The sequence below is a fragment of the Archangium lansingense genome, assembly GCF_026626635.1.
In the GTDB taxonomy this organism is placed as follows: Bacteria; Myxococcota; Myxococcia; order Myxococcales; family Myxococcaceae; genus Archangium; species Archangium lansingense.
The window spans coordinates 1,191,012-1,207,952 of the sequence record NZ_JAPNKA010000001.1 but is presented as its reverse complement, the minus strand read 5'-3'; the positions used below and the strand labels follow the sequence as shown (position 1 = coordinate 1,207,952).

General features: G+C 66.6%; 15 protein-coding genes and 1 pseudogene. 4 read left to right on the top strand and 12 right to left on the bottom strand.

Annotation, left to right across the window (positions count from 1 at the left end; translation table 11 throughout):
• Window positions 1-154 precede the first annotated feature (154 nt).
• Together OV287_RS04940 and OV287_RS56350 are read right to left on the bottom strand one after the other, a co-directional pair.
• The gene (locus OV287_RS04940; RefSeq protein WP_267532813.1) at window positions 155-1,468 is read right to left on the bottom strand and encodes a WD40 repeat domain-containing protein; all 1,314 of its coding nucleotides are present in this window, start codon (window positions 1,466-1,468) and stop codon (window positions 155-157) included.
• A 3-nt stretch (window positions 1,469-1,471) separates the two neighbouring features.
• A pseudogene (locus OV287_RS56350) lies at window positions 1,472-1,621 on the bottom strand (hypothetical protein); the annotation flags it as partial.
• 24 nt (window positions 1,622-1,645) lie between these two features.
• Between OV287_RS56350 and OV287_RS04935 the strand changes: the two are divergent.
• The gene (locus OV287_RS04935) at window positions 1,646-1,996 is read left to right on the top strand and encodes a DUF8817 family protein (protein WP_267532812.1); all 351 of its coding nucleotides are present in this window, start codon (window positions 1,646-1,648) and stop codon (window positions 1,994-1,996) included.
• Window positions 1,997-2,005: 9 nt separating this feature from the next.
• A complete protein-coding gene (locus OV287_RS04930; RefSeq protein ID WP_267532811.1) occupies window positions 2,006-2,200 on the top strand; it encodes a hypothetical protein in 195 nt (64 codons plus the stop codon).
• 81 nt (window positions 2,201-2,281) lie between these two features.
• Here OV287_RS04930 and OV287_RS56790 read toward each other — a convergent pair whose 3' ends face one another.
• From OV287_RS56790 to OV287_RS04915, 4 genes are all read right to left on the bottom strand, one after another.
• Window positions 2,282-2,632: a DUF5372 family protein gene (locus tag OV287_RS56790; RefSeq protein ID WP_506344821.1), complete on the bottom strand. Its 351-nt coding sequence runs from the start codon at window positions 2,630-2,632 to the stop codon at window positions 2,282-2,284.
• Window positions 2,633-2,990: 358 nt separating this feature from the next.
• Window positions 2,991-3,386 carry a DUF1254 domain-containing protein gene (locus OV287_RS04925; RefSeq protein ID WP_267532810.1) on the bottom strand — a complete coding sequence of 132 codons (396 nt, stop codon included), beginning with the start codon at window positions 3,384-3,386 and terminating at the stop codon, window positions 2,991-2,993.
• A gap of 148 nt (window positions 3,387-3,534) precedes the next feature.
• Window positions 3,535-4,944, bottom strand: a complete 1,410-nt coding sequence (locus OV287_RS04920; protein ID WP_267532809.1) for a hypothetical protein — start codon at window positions 4,942-4,944, stop codon at window positions 3,535-3,537.
• Between the two features lie 652 nt (window positions 4,945-5,596).
• Window positions 5,597-6,187, bottom strand: coding sequence for a hypothetical protein (locus tag OV287_RS04915; protein ID WP_267532808.1), 591 nt, complete (start codon window positions 6,185-6,187; stop codon window positions 5,597-5,599).
• Window positions 6,188-7,033: 846 nt separating this feature from the next.
• On the opposite strand from OV287_RS04915, the gene OV287_RS04910 reads away from it, so the two are divergent.
• Entirely contained in the window at window positions 7,034-7,717 is a 684-nt protein-coding gene (locus tag OV287_RS04910) for a CPBP family intramembrane glutamic endopeptidase (RefSeq protein WP_267532807.1), read from the top strand.
• Window positions 7,718-7,770: 53 nt separating this feature from the next.
• On the opposite strand, the gene OV287_RS04905 is transcribed toward OV287_RS04910, so the two are convergent.
• From OV287_RS04905 to OV287_RS04895, 3 genes are all read right to left on the bottom strand, one after another.
• The gene (locus OV287_RS04905; protein WP_267532806.1) at window positions 7,771-8,448 is read right to left on the bottom strand and encodes a hypothetical protein; all 678 of its coding nucleotides are present in this window, start codon (window positions 8,446-8,448) and stop codon (window positions 7,771-7,773) included.
• Window positions 8,449-8,680: 232 nt separating this feature from the next.
• Entirely contained in the window at window positions 8,681-9,379 is a 699-nt protein-coding gene (locus tag OV287_RS04900) for a transposase (protein WP_267532805.1), read from the bottom strand.
• Between the two features lie 64 nt (window positions 9,380-9,443).
• Window positions 9,444-10,670 (bottom strand): CARDB domain-containing protein, encoded by a 1,227-nt coding sequence (locus OV287_RS04895; protein WP_267532804.1) that lies wholly within the window; start codon window positions 10,668-10,670, stop codon window positions 9,444-9,446.
• Between the two features lie 506 nt (window positions 10,671-11,176).
• Here OV287_RS04895 and OV287_RS04890 point away from each other — a divergent pair.
• Window positions 11,177-12,445 carry a sigma 54-interacting transcriptional regulator gene (locus tag OV287_RS04890; protein WP_267542292.1) on the top strand — a complete coding sequence of 423 codons (1,269 nt, stop codon included), beginning with the start codon at window positions 11,177-11,179 and terminating at the stop codon, window positions 12,443-12,445.
• On the opposite strand, the gene OV287_RS04885 is transcribed toward OV287_RS04890, so the two are convergent.
• The 3 genes from OV287_RS04885 to OV287_RS04875 form a co-directional block, all read right to left on the bottom strand.
• On the bottom strand, window positions 12,360-13,157 hold the full coding sequence (locus tag OV287_RS04885) for an amidohydrolase family protein (protein ID WP_267532803.1): 798 nt from the start codon (window positions 13,155-13,157) through the stop codon (window positions 12,360-12,362). The genes OV287_RS04890 and OV287_RS04885 overlap by 86 nt on opposite strands.
• 448 nt (window positions 13,158-13,605) lie before the next feature.
• On the bottom strand, window positions 13,606-15,570 hold the full coding sequence (locus OV287_RS04880) for a hypothetical protein (RefSeq protein WP_267532802.1): 1,965 nt from the start codon (window positions 15,568-15,570) through the stop codon (window positions 13,606-13,608).
• Window positions 15,571-15,587: 17 nt separating this feature from the next.
• Window positions 15,588-16,937 carry a hypothetical protein gene (locus OV287_RS04875; protein WP_267532801.1) on the bottom strand — a complete coding sequence of 450 codons (1,350 nt, stop codon included), beginning with the start codon at window positions 16,935-16,937 and terminating at the stop codon, window positions 15,588-15,590.
• Window positions 16,938-16,941: the final 4 nt, after the last annotated feature.

Sequence of the window (16,941 nt, the reverse complement as noted above, 5' to 3'; positions counted from 1 at the left end):
CGTCACGAAATCCGCTTTGCCGGCTCAGTTGCTCTGAAGCGCTGGGTCCAAATTCCGGCCACTTGCTGGCATGGCGGTTTTGCGGCCTTTTCAGACACTCGTCGAAATCGTGCCTCTTCGAAAACGCGGTTCCTGTGGATCGCGATTCGAAGCGTCAGTCGGTCGGCAGCAACGCGAGCAGCCCGACAATGCCGTCGAGGATCCGCCGGGCGCTGAGATTGCCGTCGAGCCTCTCCCCGACACTGGGGTTCTCGGCGTTGAGGCCGAAGTCGAGGCCAAAGATGTCCGTATGCGCTTCCATGTCGCTCTCAACGCCGACATAGCCCTCGACGACCAGTTCGCCTCCGATGAAGACCTGCACCGGATGGGATTGGCCCCACGGCGGAGGCTTCGTGAGATCGTACTGTTGGAGGCGCCTGCAGAGCTCCATGTGCAGGCGGGCCGGATGCTCGGTGAGGCGAGGGCCGGGGTCGGACACGATGAATGGTGTGACCACCGTATCGGAAAGGGCGTCGCCTTCGGCCCGCTCGAGGTCGCCGTTCTCGTGCACCTTCAGCCACTGTCCCGTCCGGTTCCGCAATCTCAACAGGAGCGGGCTCCCGTTGCGAGAGCACGCGGCGATGCGCGGCACCGCCACGCGCGATTCGTGAATTGAATCGCCAAGGTCATATACAATCAGGTCACCATTCGAAGTCCCCACCGCGAGGAAACGGTCGTTCGGAGACAGGCTCAGGCAGGAAATGCCTGCCCCTGGCACCTCGAATGGCAGCACCCCGAACGCTCGCCCACTGCGCATCGAATGAAATGTCACGCCATCCTTGCTGGCGCTCGCGAGCCAGCGCTCGCTCCGGGCCATCGTCAGCAGCGACCCGTCAGGACTGATCCTCATGATTCCAGAGTTCCAGAGCGTCCTGCCGGACTCAAGGTTCCACTTGCGGAGGCGAGGCCGGACCGGCTCGTCATCGCGATTGAGAACCGAGACGACGGCAACAGCGCATCGCTCGGATGACAGCACGAAGCCGTCCCCAAGGTCCTCGCTTCGGCTTCCGCGGAACCGTGCGAGCTCCGCGCCTGTCTGCGTGTCGAACCCCACAAGGTCCCACTCGAAGAAGCACCACAGCTCCGCCCCGTCCCGGGAAAGCGACAAGCCGCATCGCTTCTCGAAAGTGAAAACCTCCTTCAGGAGCGGCTTCGGATTCTCGCCGGGGATCCACGACCAGAGAACGGCATCGCCGAAGAAGCCCGCCCAGTACACCCGAGCCGCGTCCGGAGACACGGCCAGCGCCACGGTGCGGCCGGTCTGATGCGCGCTCGCGCTCTTCTCACCGGAGGCGAGCTCGTACACACGAACGGTCATGTCGTCGAACGTCGCGGCAAGCCGGTCCCCGGTCGGGAACAGCCGCGCGAGGTTGACGCCCTTCGCGATCTTGATTCTCGACACGGCCTGCGCGGTTTCGACGTCCCACATGTGAACGGTGTCATCTCCCTGTGCAGCCGAGACAAGTCGGGACGAATCCGCGGACCAGTCCGCGGTAATGATGCGCGTGGAGTGTCCCGTGAGTTTCGTACTCGGCCTGTGAAGACGCTCCACCTGCGCAACCGCGCCCCTTGGTGTATTCATACGTCCTGAGAATACAGTCCTGGAATGCGTTCCCAAACCATGAGGGCGCTCGATGCGGCCGTCCACCTGCGCGACTACAAGGGAGACCTCGACGCGGCGGCCAAGGTGCTCGATGTGGCGCTGGCCCGGAAGGACCCCTCCACCGACGAGGAGCGTGCCCGGGTTCTCGCCACCCGCGCCGAACTGGCCGTGGACCTGGGTGACAAGGAGCGCGCATGGATCGCACCGTGGGACGCTGACGGGGAGCCCATGAGCCGCACGCCGAGCCGGCGCACAAGCCTTTCATCTCCAGCAGACACACGCCTGCCCAGCCCAGCCGCTTTCCCACGAGGGGCGCGGCAGGTGCCTGCTCCACGGAGGCCCGTGGGAGGCTGACGGTAGCGTGTGCCCTGGCGAGGTGCGGCTGGGGAGGGGCAGGTGGAGGAGCGCGGGTGGGCATACCGGCGGAGGCATCCGGAAGGGACGGTGCTGTACGAGGCGGTGAGGGACAATCTGGCCACACTGCTGGTGGACGTGTTCGTCTGCGTGAGGTGTGGAGGAAGGCTGCGGGTGCTGGCGTACGTGACGGCCTATTCATAATGCCCCACCTTCCTCCATACTTATTTGAGCCTGCCCGTAGTCACCTGACTCGTAGCGCTGGATTCTCTCGAACTTCATTGCTCATCGTTTCTCTGCTCGTCGCTTTCTTCTGAGCGAAGGGCTCCGTGCAGGTCTCAACGTATGCCTGGCCGCAGGAGTGGGCTCGGCTGGCGAGCCACGTCTCTGCTCGAGCGCCGCCTGCACGGCCTGGGCAAGCTTCAGCAGCGCAGGGACCGAGAGTCGGACCTCTCGGCCACCGACGCTCGGCGGAACGAGGGGTGGGGAACGGTCCGTCCACTCGAGCGGCAGTCTCATGTACTGCCCGGGAGGATGCTCCACGTCTACGTAGCGCCGACCATCCTGGCTACGGATGAACCGAGCGACTGGCAGTTCCATGCCTTTGAGGGGGTGGATCGGTAGCGTGACGGTCACGCGCTCAATTAAGGGGGGCGGACCCGTGGCAGTGTGTCGATGCTGTCGTGAAGGGAGCAGGAGGGGTGAGAGCGATTGTGGAGCACCTGGGGTTGCCCACGGCGAGTGAGCACCTGGCCCCTGCGCGAGGGCCGCCCCAGAGCGCGTGGTGTTGAAGCTCAAGCCGCCACAGCCAGCCAAGAGAGCCAGGCCCCTGCCGCGTCCCGCCTGGGAAGGCGGCTGGGCTGGGCAGGCGTGTGTCTGCTGGAGATGAATGGCTTCTGCGCCGGCCCGGAGTGCGGCTCATGGGCTACCCGTCAGCGTCCCTCACCTCCCGCTCTGCTCCCGCCCGCTACGCCCAATAGTGCTCCTGTCCTTCTTATGCTCGCTTCGAGCCCGTCCACCCCGGGCCCACGAACAGGTACGAGCCGGCGCGAGGCCCCGTGGCCCGCGTGCCGACGTAGCCGATGACATTGGTGAAGTAGTCAATGATCTGGAAGCTGTAGTAGCGGCGCTCGGGGATGGGGGGGACGGTGAGCACCATGGGCTCGGCCCGGAGATCCACCCACGTCTTGGAGTAGGCCGTGTCGTTGTTGGGCGTGGGGACCTCGTGGTTGGCGGGGGTATAGAGCGCCGCCGTGCCCGTGAGCCGGTTGTACCCGAGGCCCGCCTTCACGGCGTTCGAGTACATGACCCGGTAGTTCTCCACCATGGGGAGACCATAGATGTAGGCATCGTGGGCGATCTGGAAAGCGTCTTCTGGGCTGGGTGACATGCCCAGCGCGGAACCCGCGTGTCAGCCCGGGCCGCTGACATGTCAGCAGGCCGCCCGGCGGGCCAACACAGGGGCGAGTCAAGGCCGGACGGCAGCGCTCGCCCCCGTGTCACTGTCTACGAATGCCCCGGGTCTGGGGCTCGGGGACTCAAGGCGTGGGCTTGACCGTGCCCAGGTTGAAGCTCGCCTGGATGCCGCACCAGAGGGCGTTCGTGGGCGTGTTGGTCGTGTAGGTGAAGCCGTTCGACCAGGTGATCTGGCAGCGCGCGATGTGCTGCGTGATGTTGAACGAGAACGGCAGCGTGTCCGTGCAGTTGTTGGGGAAGCGCCACACCGTCTCGTTGGTGGGCATGTTGTTGTTCCGGGAGAGGCTCGGGGTGCCCCGGACGCCGAACTGGAGGAACCCGGTCCAGACCAGGGACCCGGGGCTTCCCACCGTGTACGGCGTCCCGTCATCGGCGGTGTTCATGTTGAACTTCCAGTTTCCCTGCGTGGCCGGGCTCTGGTTGATCACCGCCCAGTCCGTGATGTTGATGGTCGTCGTCTGCGACGAGTTGTAGGTGGCGGAGACCGAGGCCTTGGGGCCGGAGCTGCTCCCCTCGAACGAGACTCCCAGCGAGAAGCCCGTCGTAGCGGCCACCGACGACGAGTTGACCGCGTTCAGCGGCGCAGTCATGTCGATGGCGGAGCCCGAGGGCAGGGTGCTGGAGCTGGGGCCGTAGCTGACCTCGATCTGCTCCTGGTAGTACCCGGAGTCCCAGCCATTGGGCTGCGGTGAACCGGTGATGCTGCACCCGGTGCCCACCGTCTGGATGTCGAGGTACTTGTAGTTCGGACTGGTGACGGAATAGAGCCCAAACATGAAGTTGACGTTGATCTGCCCCTGGCAGCCGGGCGCGTTCTTCGAATCCGGGCTCCAGGAGTGCGGCCCCAGATCGACGTAGCCCTCGTTCTTGGCGTACGCCGGGAGGTTGTTGCTGCCCGGAGCGAAGAAGGACGTCGTCCCCACGAACTGATCCACCTCGGAGAACTTGTCGAGGTGCGTCCGCACGAGCCGGGCCAGCGCCCCGGGATTGCTGGCCACCCGGTAGACCGGCGCGCTCGACTCGTAGTCCGCGTACGCGGGCGTGAAGGCCTTGCGGCTGGCAGCGCCGCCCTTGGGGCTCTTCGCGTGCATGAAGAGGCGGGTCTCCTCCTGGGTGAACCCGACCTGCTGCATGCCGTGAGGATCCAGGATGCTGATATAGGAGGCGCGCCGGCTCTTGAGCGGCTGCAGAAGCACGAGCCGCGCGTTGCAGGTGAAGGCCGAGACCTGAGCCATCGCGTCCGGATCAGACATCTCGTAGAGGACGGGGATGCCCTTCTCGAAGGCCTGAGCGATCAGCCCGGCCTTCACGAGATCCTGCCCGGAGAGCTCGAAGCCATTGAGGTAGAGCAGATCCACCCCGGACAGGCTGGCGCCGTCAGCCAGCGAGGCATGGGAGATGCTCAGCTTCTCATTCTGGCCGACGAGGTCAGCGACAAGGCTGGGAGAACCAATGGAGAGTAGCTTGCTCACGATTTCTGCTCCTGTGTTTTCAGGTGTTGGAGGTGAGAGCGAGTGGCCCTCACGTGCTGCGCCCAGGCGGAAGTGCACGCCTGGTGCCAGCACCAGCGATAGAGCGGCCTCAGAGCGAGCCCCGCGAGGGCCGCGCTGTGAAGCGAGGCGGCTGCCGGGCACTGACACGTCATCGGCGTGTCACTGACACGTCAGCGGAGCCCAGCGCAGCGCGGGCCTCTTGATGAGACAGCCTGGGCGCCATCTGAAGCCGTGGGCCTCGCATACCCGAGAGGCCGGTATACCGAATGCACTTCGAGCCGATATCTCTCCAAGTGCTCGAAAGGAGCAGCGCCGCCATTCACATGGCAGCAACCAAGCTGTCCCCTCTCAAGAATCGAGGTAACCCGTATGAACTACATTCGCGTCATGATCCGAGCCACCGACGTCGCGTTCGCGCCCTCTCCTCCGCAGATGAGGCAGGGGGACACGGTGACGTTCTTCCTGCAAGAGCAGCAGTCCCTCCCGTCACGATCCACTTCGGGGAGCAGTCCCCCTTCGACGTGGCCTCCATCGACCTGTCCGTCAACGACCGCAAGCGGGATCTGATCGTCAAGACGTTCGCGAAGAAGGGGCACTACTCGTTCAAGGTCATCCCCCAACTCCCCATTGTTCAGGGCGTCTCCCACGAGCCTCCCGGCACCGTCTCGGGGGATGTCGAGGTGAGCACGGATCCGCCCTCGCCGGACGATCCCACCGCTAACAAGAAGTGAGTCCGCGCGGCGCGGGCGGTTAGGGGGTGCCCGCCGCGAGCGACCGCGGATTCAGGAACCTGCCCCACTCCCTGCCGAGGTGGGGGGTTGCTGGCGAGCGCCTGGGTCAGTTCCTCCCGGGCCTCGCGCCGCCAGTCCCGCTGCTGCTGGGGGCTGGCCGGCGTCTCCGCCAGCATCAGGAGCAGGCCGGCGTGTGCGGCTCTCGCGTGCGCCCACTGGGGCCGGGCCGCCAGCGCTTCCTCCAACAGCTTGAGCCCCTGCCGCAACGCAGGGGTTGGATCGACCCCCGAGCGCGCCAACCAGCTCCCCCAGTCTCGATCCAGCAGCGCCGCGAAGAGGCGAAACTCCTGCCACTCGGGATCCGCCTCCGTGGCCCGCTGGAAGGCGCTCGCCGCCGCCTCGAAGTCCTCGCCCCGGGCCCGCCTCTCCCGGGCCAGCCAGCGTGCGCGAAGCGCGAGCGCCTCGGCCTGGTACCGCAGGGCATTGGCCATGCGCGGGTTGAGCTCGAGAGCGCCTGGCGCACGGCCTCCGAGGAGCGCGCCAGCTCCGGCCCGGGATCCCTCCCCTGCTCGAACTCCCAGGTGGCCAGCGATTGGTGGACCTTGGCCATGTTGGTCCAGAACTGGGCGTTGCGAGGAACCCGGTCGATGGCCTGCTGGTAGGCCTCTACCGCCGCGCGGCCGCTCGGGTTCGGATCCTCACCTTGCCGGAGCTGGAGCTGCGCCCTCCAGGCGTACACCTCACCGAGGTTGTTATAGGCGAAGGCCTGGAGCATAGGAAGGACAGGAGCCCTCATGGGCGTAGCGGGCGGGAGCAGAGCGGGAGGTGAGGGACGCTGACGGGTAGCCCATGAGCCGCACGCCGAGCCGGCGCAGAAGCCTTTCATCTCCAGCAGACACACGCCTGCCCAGCCCAGCCGCCTTCCCAGGCGGGACGCGGCAGGTGCCTGGCTCTCTTGGCTGGCTGTGGCGGCTTGAGCTTCAACACCACGCGCTCTGGGGCGGCCCTCGCGCAGGGGCCAGGTGCGCACTCGCCGTGGGCAACCCCAGGTGCTCCACAATCGCTCTCACCCCTCCTGCTCCCTTCTCGTACGCCAACACCCTCCGCCTGCCTCCACACCTCAAGCACGCGAACACATCCAGGGCTTTCCGTCCTGCGCAGCAGCCCGGCCCAGCCCAAACGGGGTGTGCTCTCCTTCCTCGGCTCCTCCACCGTCGCGCCAAAGGCGGGGCTCTCCTCCTCCTGCCCCGGCTCCGCCCCTGCTTGAGGGAGCGGGTGGGCTTGCCCCGATTACGTGGACAGTAGGGTAATGCTGCCAAACTTCTGCGTATGGCTTGATGGTGCTCGTCTCGCGCGGCCTCTACCGCTGGTCCCAGGGGGCAGACGCACCCGCCCTGGGCCTCGCTCCCTCGCGTGGCGCGCTGTGGCAGCACCTGCTGGGCCTGCTGCTGGGCTTCGCGCTCACCTCCTGGAGCCTGTGGCTGGGGCTCGCCACCGGGACGATGCGGGTGACGGACACCCTCACCCGGCACTTCTCTCCCGGTGCGCTCGTGCTCGTGGTGCTCGTGGCCTTCACGAGCCTCACGCTCAACAGCCTCAACGAGGAGGCCTGCAGCCGCGCGGTGCCGCTGGGGCTCGTGCGCCGCTCTCCGCTGTGGGCGCGAGTGCTGCTGCCCGCCCTCGTCTTCTCACTGCTCCACCTGGCCGTCGAGCCCTTCCGCATGGAGGCCTTCCTCCACCGCACCCTGGCCGGCGCGGAATTCTCCGTGGCCTACCTCCTCACCCGCGACATCTGGTTCGCCGCGGGCCTGCACACGGGGCAGAACGCGGGCGTGCTCCTGTGCACCGGCCGCTGGTACATGGGCGGGCTCCTGGTGGTGGAGGGCGAGGGCTGGGTGGGCGCATGGGAGGAGCCGGCGGTGCTCCTCCTCCTCACGCTCGCGGGGCTGTGGGTCCTGTACCGGCGCGAGGCTCCCGCGGCCCCGGCCACGCCCGCGCCGCTGCGCCCACGAGTCGTCTGACACCTTCCGTGGGTGGTGGAGGACGAAGGCTGGGAAGGCGCGGGCCCCCCTTGTCACTTCTGGTACTTCGCGAGCGTGTGGGTCGTGGCATTGCAGCCCTTGCAGTTGCAGGCATGCACCCGGTAGCGGCCATTCGCTTGCGCCCAGTCGGCCCCGGCGAAGCCGTAGGCCGCGTAGTTGCCATGCGCCTCCGTGATGGCGTCGTGGAATGCCTGCAGCCAACGGTTGAGCTCGGCGTGGAGTTCATCCGTCACTTCGAACTTCACCTTCTCGCCGGCGAGGATCTTCAGCAGCTTGTCCTCCTTGACGTGCTTGAAGAGCGTATAGGCGAGCATCTTCAGCGCCACCCACCGGGCACCATCCAACCCATGCGGCTTGGTCTGCTCGATTCCGCTCTTTGGATCGTCGGTTCGATACTGACCCGTGGGGCCTTGGAACAGGTTGTAGGGCGTCCAGACCCACTCGGCGAGCTTGTTGGTCGCCGTGTTCTTCCACGTCATGGCATTGATATTGGTGAAGCGCCGGAAGTAGTCAGCCTCGCCCTTGAACTCCTTGATGCGGAAGATCAGCTGCATGTACCGCTGGCTCAGGATGTGGTGATTCGAGAGCGGTGGAACGTTGCCGGGTACACCTGGGCCGGTACCGGGACGGTCATCGGCCGTGAATTCGAGCGTCACCGCCTTCTTGGCTGCTTGAAGCGCCTTGGTTCCGAACTTGGCTTTCTGGGGCACGAGCGTCCTCGTTTCGAAGGCCAGAGCAAAGAGTCGTTGTTCACGGGTGTCAAAGAACTCGAGCCCCCGGGGCTGCGATGCCCAGTTCCTCCCGGGGCGCCCACCGATATGCAGGGCTCGAGCATAGGAAGGACAGGAGCCCTCTTGGGCGTAGCGGGCGGGAGCAGAGCGGGAGGTGAGGGACGCTGACGGGGAGCCCATGAGCCGCACGCCGAGCCGGCGCACAAGCCTTTCATCTCCAGCAGACACACGCCTGCCCAGCCCAGCCGCTTTCCCACGAGGGGCGCGGCAGGTGCCTGGCTCTCTTGGCTGGCTGTGGCGGCTTGAGCTTCAACACCACGCGCTCTGGGGCGGCCCTCGCGCAGGGGCCAGGTGCGCACTCGCCGTGGGCAACCCCAGGTGCTCCACAATCGCTCTCACCCCTCCTGCTCCCTTCTCGTACGCCAACACCCTCCGCCTGCCTCCACACCTCAAGCACGCGAACACATCCAGGGCTTTCCGTCCTGCGCAGCAGCCCGGCCCAGCCCAAACGGGGTGTGCTCTCCTTCCTCGGCTCCTCCACCGTCGCGCCAAAGGCGGGGCTCTCCTCCTCCTGCCCCGGCTCCGCCCCTGCTTGAGGGAGCAGAAATGGACGCACTTTCGCGCCTGGGGCAAAGACGCCGTGGAACCTCGTCAGGTTTGCCCTCGGAGGAGGCACCAGGCTGGCCAGCCGGCGGAGCAGCTCCAGCCCGGTGAAGAGCAGATGCGTCGTGCCGTCCGGCAGCGGGCGCTTCATGCGGTAGGCGATGCGGCCATCCTCCGCTTGTGACAAACGCTCCAGTGCCAGCGCACCGCGTGCTCCGTAGCGGCCTGGCCGCTCCAGTCCCTGCCTGTCGTTTTCGTGAAGGTGCGTATTGGCATGCAGGGAGAAGCCTTCCAGCCGACGGCGCATGGGGTTGTCTCACTTCGCTAGGGAAGTAAGTTCCGCCATGCGCCGCCACGCCCATGCCGGCTGGTTATCCGCGACAGACGCCGCTGACGGTGTTGTTTCCTTCGTTTGATTCAGCGACTACGCCGGTTGCGTCCACGGTGATGCGGAAGGCACAATTGCCTTGGAAGCAGTTCGGTGGAAAGGGTGCAGGCGGCAGAACGACTTGAGCTCCCGGGCCGAGGGGCGGGGTCGGAATGTCGACGGATGCCCCGGTGGCGAAGGTGACGCGAGTGACCGATGCACCGGCGGCGCCTGTCCCCTGATTCTTCACAGTGACGATCAAGCCCTCGTCCGTACGGTTGCAGAAACCGCCGTTGGGTAACGGCACCGGGATCAGGTCCGGCTGTCCCACGGGTGGCTGCTCTCGGCAACAACAGGCTGACTTGCGCGGGTGGACGCGTTCGGTGTGGAAGGAAACGACCTGGCCGTCGCGTCCTGATGCGGTGTAGACAGCGACGATGTCGAGCTCGACGTCGCTTTCGATAATGGCGAAGCCCTTGACGAACGGTTCGTCGGTGCCGATGTGGCGGAGAATGTCCTCGGTATCGATTTCGAGAGCGCGGTCCGGACCGAGCTTCGCGTTGAAGAAGTTCGTGACCGGGCCGGACTTCTCCGAGGGCAAGCCCACGGCGAACTTCTTGCGGAGGCGGATGGTCTTGTACGTCGGGTTGTGGACGTTGATGGCGGTGAAGTACGCCCCAGGCGATAGGATTCTGCCTTCGGATTTGCCGCAAACGAACTTGACGGCGTATTGGTAAGCCGGGGTGTCTTGCGTAAGCTCCAGTCTGGCGCCGGAGACGAGGGAGTCGTCAGCATAGCGCATGGGCACCCTGCCGCTGCCGGCGGCGAGGGCGGCGAGGATCGCGCCTGGGGTGTAGGTGGGTTGGGCGAGGAGGTCGATTTGGATGGTGCTGGTCACGTTGACCGGCAGGGTCACAATCGGTCCGGAGATGGGATTGAAGCCTGGGGCATCCAATACAACCATGTCGGTGGTGACGAGCGGGTCCCTGGGCGTGAGTGTGAGGGTGAGGACAGCGGATGTGAGTCCTTGGGCTTGGGTGAAGAATTGAAAGGCCGGGTCGGCGTTGAAGTCGAATGTCCAGCGGGTCTCTTCCTCGGTGCCTTCGCCAATGACGATTGCTCCGGGGCCGGTGCCGGTGATGACGAAATCGCCGTTTTCAACAGAGTCGGGGAAATTGCCCGTAGGCGGGGTGAGGCTACCGCTTGCGGTGGCTGTGATGGTAATGCTCATGGGACCTCCTGAATGCGGCAAGTCTTGCGGTACCCGTTCACGCGTCTGACCTCTTCACGCGCTGGCATCGGTGAGATACCCGTGCAGCTTTTGCGTCAATCTTTCTACTTCAATATAGAAAGAGGAACTGTGTGGCGGATGTGACAGGCAGTGTGCGCCCTCACGCGATCGGTTTCCTGGAGGGCTTCAGCCTGCACGCCGACTCTGCGACCGTACGTCAATGCCTGTGCACGAGATATCGCTCACCAGCTCGTAGCTCATCGGAGAGGAGCTTGAAGTCAGAGGCACGCAGGAGGCAATGCCTACTCGGAGTCACGAGGGATGCCCCAAGTGGCAGGGTGACCGCGAGGCATGGCTTGCCTACCTTTCGCGGCCGAATGAGAGACGCATGGGTCTGCCCCCTGAACCTGCAGTGCTCTGCAATACCCGCCACGCTGACCGAGGCGCTCCGATGCGAAGGCATCGAGGCCAGGACATGCGCGGAGGGAGCCCTCTCGGGCCCCGGAGTGCTATTGCTCGACTCCGTGAATCCGGATGTCCTGGAAGCGCTGCGTGAGCTCAGCCACAGCGGCTCGGCTCGGGTCCTTGCGGTCGTGACGACCCGTGACGCGCTGGCGGGTGATGCCGCATGGCACCTCCTTCAGGCCGGGGCCTCGGATGTCCTCGCGTGGTGCCATTCCAAGGCTCCGGTCGCGGAGATCGCCGCCCGCCTCACACGCTGGTTGCAGGTGGAGCAGCTCATCCGCGCGCCGCTGGTCCAGAGCCGTCTCGTCGGGACCAGCAGAACCTGGCTCTCCACCCTGCGTCAGCTCGTCGAGGTGGCGGCCTTCACCGATTCGTCCGTGCTCCTCCTGGGTGAGAGCGGCACCGGCAAAGAGGAGGCGGCACGCCTCATCCACGCTCTAGACCCTCGCGCCGGCAGGCGAGAGCTGGTGGTTCTCGACTGCACCACGGTCGTCCCCGAGTTGTCGGGCAGCGAGTTCTTCGGTCACGAGCGCGGGGCCTTCACCGGGGCGGTGGCCGCACGCGACGGGGCCTTCGCGCTCGCTGACGGGGGGACGTTGTTCCTCGACGAGGTGGGAGAGCTGCCCCTGGGACTCCAGGCCCAGCTCCTTCGAGCGGTGCAGGAGCACTCCTACAAACGCGTGGGCAGCAATGTCTGGCATCAGACGGAGTTCCGTCTCATCTGCGCGACCAATCGCGACCTCACCACGGAGGTCTTGCGTGGCGGCTTCCGGCGCGACTTCTTCCACCGGATTGCGAGCTGGAGCTGCCGTTTGCCCCCGCTACGCGAGCGCCCCGAGGACGTCCTGCCGCTCGTGCACCACTTCCTGAAGGAGCTGCGCCCCGGCCAGGAGCCGCCCGAGCTCGACGCGCCTGTGCGCGGGTATCTCCTCACACGGCAATACCCCGGCAACGTGCGCGACCTGAGACAGCTCGTCACCCGCATCAGCAAGCGCCACGTGGGGCCCGGGCCCATTACCGTGGGAGACATCCCCCCGGATGAGCTGCCACGGGAGGCCATCCCCGACGGATGGCAGGGGCATGGGTTCGAGCAGGCCATCCGGCGCGCGCTCGTGCTGGGCGCGGGGCTCAAGGACATCGGCCGTGCGGCCACCGAGGTGGCCATCCAGATGGTCATCGCCGACGAGGCGGGCAACCTCCAGCGCGCGGCCAGAAGGCTGGGCGTCACCGACAGGGCGCTGCAGCTGCGCCGGGCACAGAGGGACAGCCGCCCCGCGCCCGCCAATAAGCCCGCAGTGCCGGCCCGATGAGGCGCACCAGATTCCCGCCGAGTATCAACCGCTCGTCCCCCGGCGGTAGCCCCAGGGCCCGGACCTTTGCCAGCTCGAGCCCCGGGTGGAGCCAGGGCCCATCCGAGCCGAACAGGACCTTGTGCGCGCCGGCCCGCCGCACCGCCTGTTCGAGGAGGTCGAAGCGGCGCACCCCGGAAGTGTCGGTATAGACGTTCGGGTGGCGGGCGAGGAAATCAATGAAGGTCAGCTGGGCTTGCCAGTCGTCGGCGAAGCTTCCGAGATGCGGGATGATGAACGGGACTTCCGGGTACTCCGTGGCCAGCGGCTCGACCGCCGACACCTCCCCCATCAGGTCATAGAGCACCGGCAGGGAAAGGGCGCGGGCCACCTCACACACCTCGCGGGTGATACGCGCGTCGTGGCGGTGCACCTTGATGCCGCAGAAGGCGAAGCCCCGGACCATCTCCTCCACCATCACGTGGATCCGCCCCCGATCTCGCTCTGGATGGACGAAGGCGAAGCCCAGGTAGCGCTGGGGGCGGCGGGTGACGAGCCGTGCCACCTCCCGGTTGGCCACCGCGTAGTCGGAATGAAAGGTGGCGAAGAGCACCGTCCGCTGGATTCCCGCACGTGCCGCACGCCGCTGATACTTCCCGAGCGGTGCCACGGTATCCCAGGGACCCGTGAGGCCGTCACCGTGCCCCGCATGGCAATGACAGTCGATGATCATGCCGGCCCGCTCAACGCCGTCCGAGCCTTTGCCATCTCGCCCTCCGCCCCTCCCACTCCTGTTGCGCAACGGCAGCGGGCGCGGCGGCCGGGCCCTCGGGGGGTCCTTCCTCCGGAGGTTCCACCCGCTCCTCTGGAGGAGGCTCGACCTCGACCGGGAGCTCCACGCGGGAGGCCCCGATAACGGCAGGATACCGGTAGGGGTAGAGAAGCCACGGCCGCCGCGGGCGTGGTCGTCGCGGGGACGACGAGAGCAAGAGCCCAGGGTCGGAAGGCCGGCGCGGTCTCGTTCCCCGGGGCACTCCTCGCCTCCCGGTGGGTGCTGCCGGGGGACGACGCCAGCTCCCCGCGGTCATCAGCTCCCCTGCCCCCTGCTCCCAGAACTCCCAATCGAAGACATTGCTCATCGTACCCTCTCCCCGCGAATTCGCCGCACCGGAGCCTCCGGCTCAGCGCCGCCGCTGTGCCTCCAACCGGTTCTGGAGATGGACCGAGGGTGGAAGGTAGCGCTCAGCCGTTCGCTGCCGATCGGTGAGCTCCACCGACAGGTCCACGCCCGTCACGGCCCGGTAGCCATGGACATAGCCCTGGACCTCCGGTCGCCAGTAGCGCGCCCAGTTGGCGGCCTGGCTCGGGTCGTTGACCACGCTCCACCCTCCGAAGCGGATGGACAGGAGGAGCCGCTCGCCGAAGACGGCGAGATCGTGGAAATGGACCATGCTGACGTCGGTCCAGCCCAGGAGCGTCTTCAGGGAGTCGACGCGATCCATCCAGGGCTCGGGATAGGGGACCATCACCCGCGTGCCGAGGAACTCCCTCATCTCGGGCCGGCTGAGCAACCACTGCTGCATGAGCATCTCCTGACGGGCCGTGGAGGGCATGTCGCTGTACTGGTTGTGTGCGCCCTGGGCGAGCATGTAGTGGGTTTCCTTGATGGCGTTCAGCAGCGGAAACCCGTCGGCGATCACCGTCGTGTCGTCGTCCTGCCGGAAGAAGCGGATGGCCTCGTGCAGGAGGTTGTGGAAGGACTCGAGGAACTTCGACCGGCGGTCCGCGGAATGGAGCTCACCCACGGCCTTGCCGTGCAGCGAGAAGCCGTAGTGGTGGTCGTACTCATAGGCACGCCGTACGACGCTGAGCCGGTGCTGCTCATCCTGGATGTAGCCCCACAGCAGGCTGTTGAGCGGTCGCAGGGGATCCAGCTCGAGCTGGGCGAGCGGATCCCGCTCTCGGCCCCGCCGACGGTTCTGGAACCGGAGGCTGATGACATTCAGCGCCTGCGCCAGCATCCCCTCCTCATGCCAGTAGGACCAGATGAGCTCGACCAGGAGGGGATTGGTGAGCTTCTCCCGGAGGATGCCGATGCAGTCGATGGTCTCGTCCATGTCCTTCGCACTGGGTGGACGGCTCAGTGGTACATCCTTGAGCCGCTCCCGAACGAGGGCCAGGTAGGGGAGCGCCTGGGCGCCGTTCACCTGGACCAGGTACTTCTTGAAGAGGCGCTCGAACACTCTCGAGGTGTCCGCCGGGTCGGGCACCCCAGGGGGCACGATGGGATGCTCGAGACGCCGCTCCTCCTCCTGGATGTCCAGGGTCGAGAAGTCGATCTGCACACCGCCAAAGCACATCAGGAACGTCTCGGTGGCGGCCTTCAGCAACCGGTAGGCATCCACTCCGGGAAAGGGCAGGCGGATGGAAGACATTCTTCGGATGGGGGACGTACCTCCCCGCTGGCACGGTACGGGGGGCAGGAGAGCCCCTGTTCCTTCTCCGCAGAGGATCCTGTCCAGGAAACGCTCGTAGTTCTCGAAAGAGAGATCCTGGGTGCTTCGCCGTATCACCATCCAGAGGATTTCATCCTCGGTGGATCGCCGCGAGGTACGCTGGAGCGTTACCAGGGACTCGCGGACGGCCCGGCCTGCGGGTCGTTGTCCGCCAGCCGGTCCGCCAACCGGTGGTGTCTCAGGCTCTTCTTCCTCGGGTATCTCGTCAACCGGTGGTACCTCAGGCACTTCCACGGGCACTTCCACGGGGGCCTCCGCGCTCTTCGCGACGGTCGTCGCGCCCGGGCGCGCCTGGACGGTGAGCTCCACTTCGCCATCCAGGTCGAACGTCTCCTCCTGGCCCGTCGTCGGTCGGACATAGGTCTCCCGGATGACGACGCTGACCTTGTGTCTACCGGCGCCCACCCCCCGGGCCGTCCAGCGCGCGGAGGCATGGGTGGCCATGCTCACCAGGGGTTTTCTGGGGTCGATGATGCCGCCATCCACGTGGAACGTATAGACGCGCTCCTTGAGCTGGGCATCGCACTGCCTTTTCCGGATCTCCGAGTTGGGATTGGGAGAGGCGATGAGGACGACTTCGTCACCCTCCGTGATGGATAGATGGGAAGCCGTGATGTCGGCGCCAGACATGTCCGTTCTCCTGTTTGTTAGTCATTGAAAGCCTGCTGAAAGGGTGGGGAGAGCCGGAGGGCCGCCTCCCGCCCCGCCTGCCGCACGTGCGCGGCGCATTCCGCCGAGGTGTCCAGCGTGCTGCGCAGCGCCCAGTACCTGAGCAATTCGGCCAGTGCCTTGCCCTCCTCCTCGGGGGTGATCGTCCCGTTGGCCCTGGCCTGGCCGAGCACCGCGAAGACCAGCGAGGGAGACGCTCCACGCATCAGCGCGGGAGCGGCCCGCCACTCCCGGTAGAGCGCGCCCAGCCGCGCCGGCTGGCGCTCCTCCTTCATCAGCAGCGCTTGCGCCAGGGACCTGCCGCGCAACCTCTCGGGCCGGTGCGACAGCAGCAGCTCGACGAAGCGAGGCATGCTCTGCTCCATCGCCGCCAGGTGCGCCCTGCGCTCCGCGCCCAGGCCCTCGGTGGGATAGAACTGCTCCCACAGCCGGGACAGCCGGCCCCACTGCGGATGCGGGTAGAGCGCATCTCCCAGGGCGCAGCTCAGCTTCACCCGCACCCAGGGGCTCGGGTGGGGATCATCGAAGTTGGGGCGGAAGACGAACGCGCGGGGCAGGCTGACCACCGCGAGCAGGCCCAGCGTGGACGTCACCCCGACCCTGGCCACGGACCAGAGGTCGGCGATGATTTCCGACAGCCATCGCTCCCAGAGGCGCCAGGCGGTGTCCTCGCTGCCGACGGACCTTGGCTCCGCCTGCACGGCCTCGCGCAACGAGGGGAGCAGCTCGAGCAGCGCCGCGCCCTGGTGCCCGACCTCGTGGATGAGCGAGGAGGCGATCCCGCTGCCGATCATCCGCTCCCGGGGGATGCGGATGATGGCCACCGGGTTGTCTCCGCCCCCCGGGAGCCGGGTGCGCGCGCGACGGATGGCCGCGCCCGGCCCCCGCGCCAGGTAGCAGACCACCGGTGGCGGCTCGAAGTAGCCCGGCAGCGCGAGGGCGTCCTGCGCCGCCACGTCGAGCCCCGCGAGCCACACCCCGGTCTCGGCCTCGCTCCGCTGGCTCATCGCCTCGTTGAACAGGTCGAACTGCGAGAGCACGACGTTGAAGCGCAGCCGTAGCAGGACAAAGCGCTTCTGAGCCTCGGCGGGCGACGCCTGGCGGCCCTCCGGTGTGTCCAGCCACTCGAGGAACTGCAGAATCTGTCGTCGCAGCACGCGCCGGCCCTCGAGGAGGTAGCTCTCGATGGCCGTCTGAGCGGCGGTCGAGAGCGCCGCGGCCGGGACCATTGTCTCCTGCAGCACGAAGGGCTTGATGAGCCCGAGCCGGGTGAGCAGGGCACGGGCTTCCTGGGACAGCATCCAGGAGGCGAACGCGGCGGCAGCCATTGGG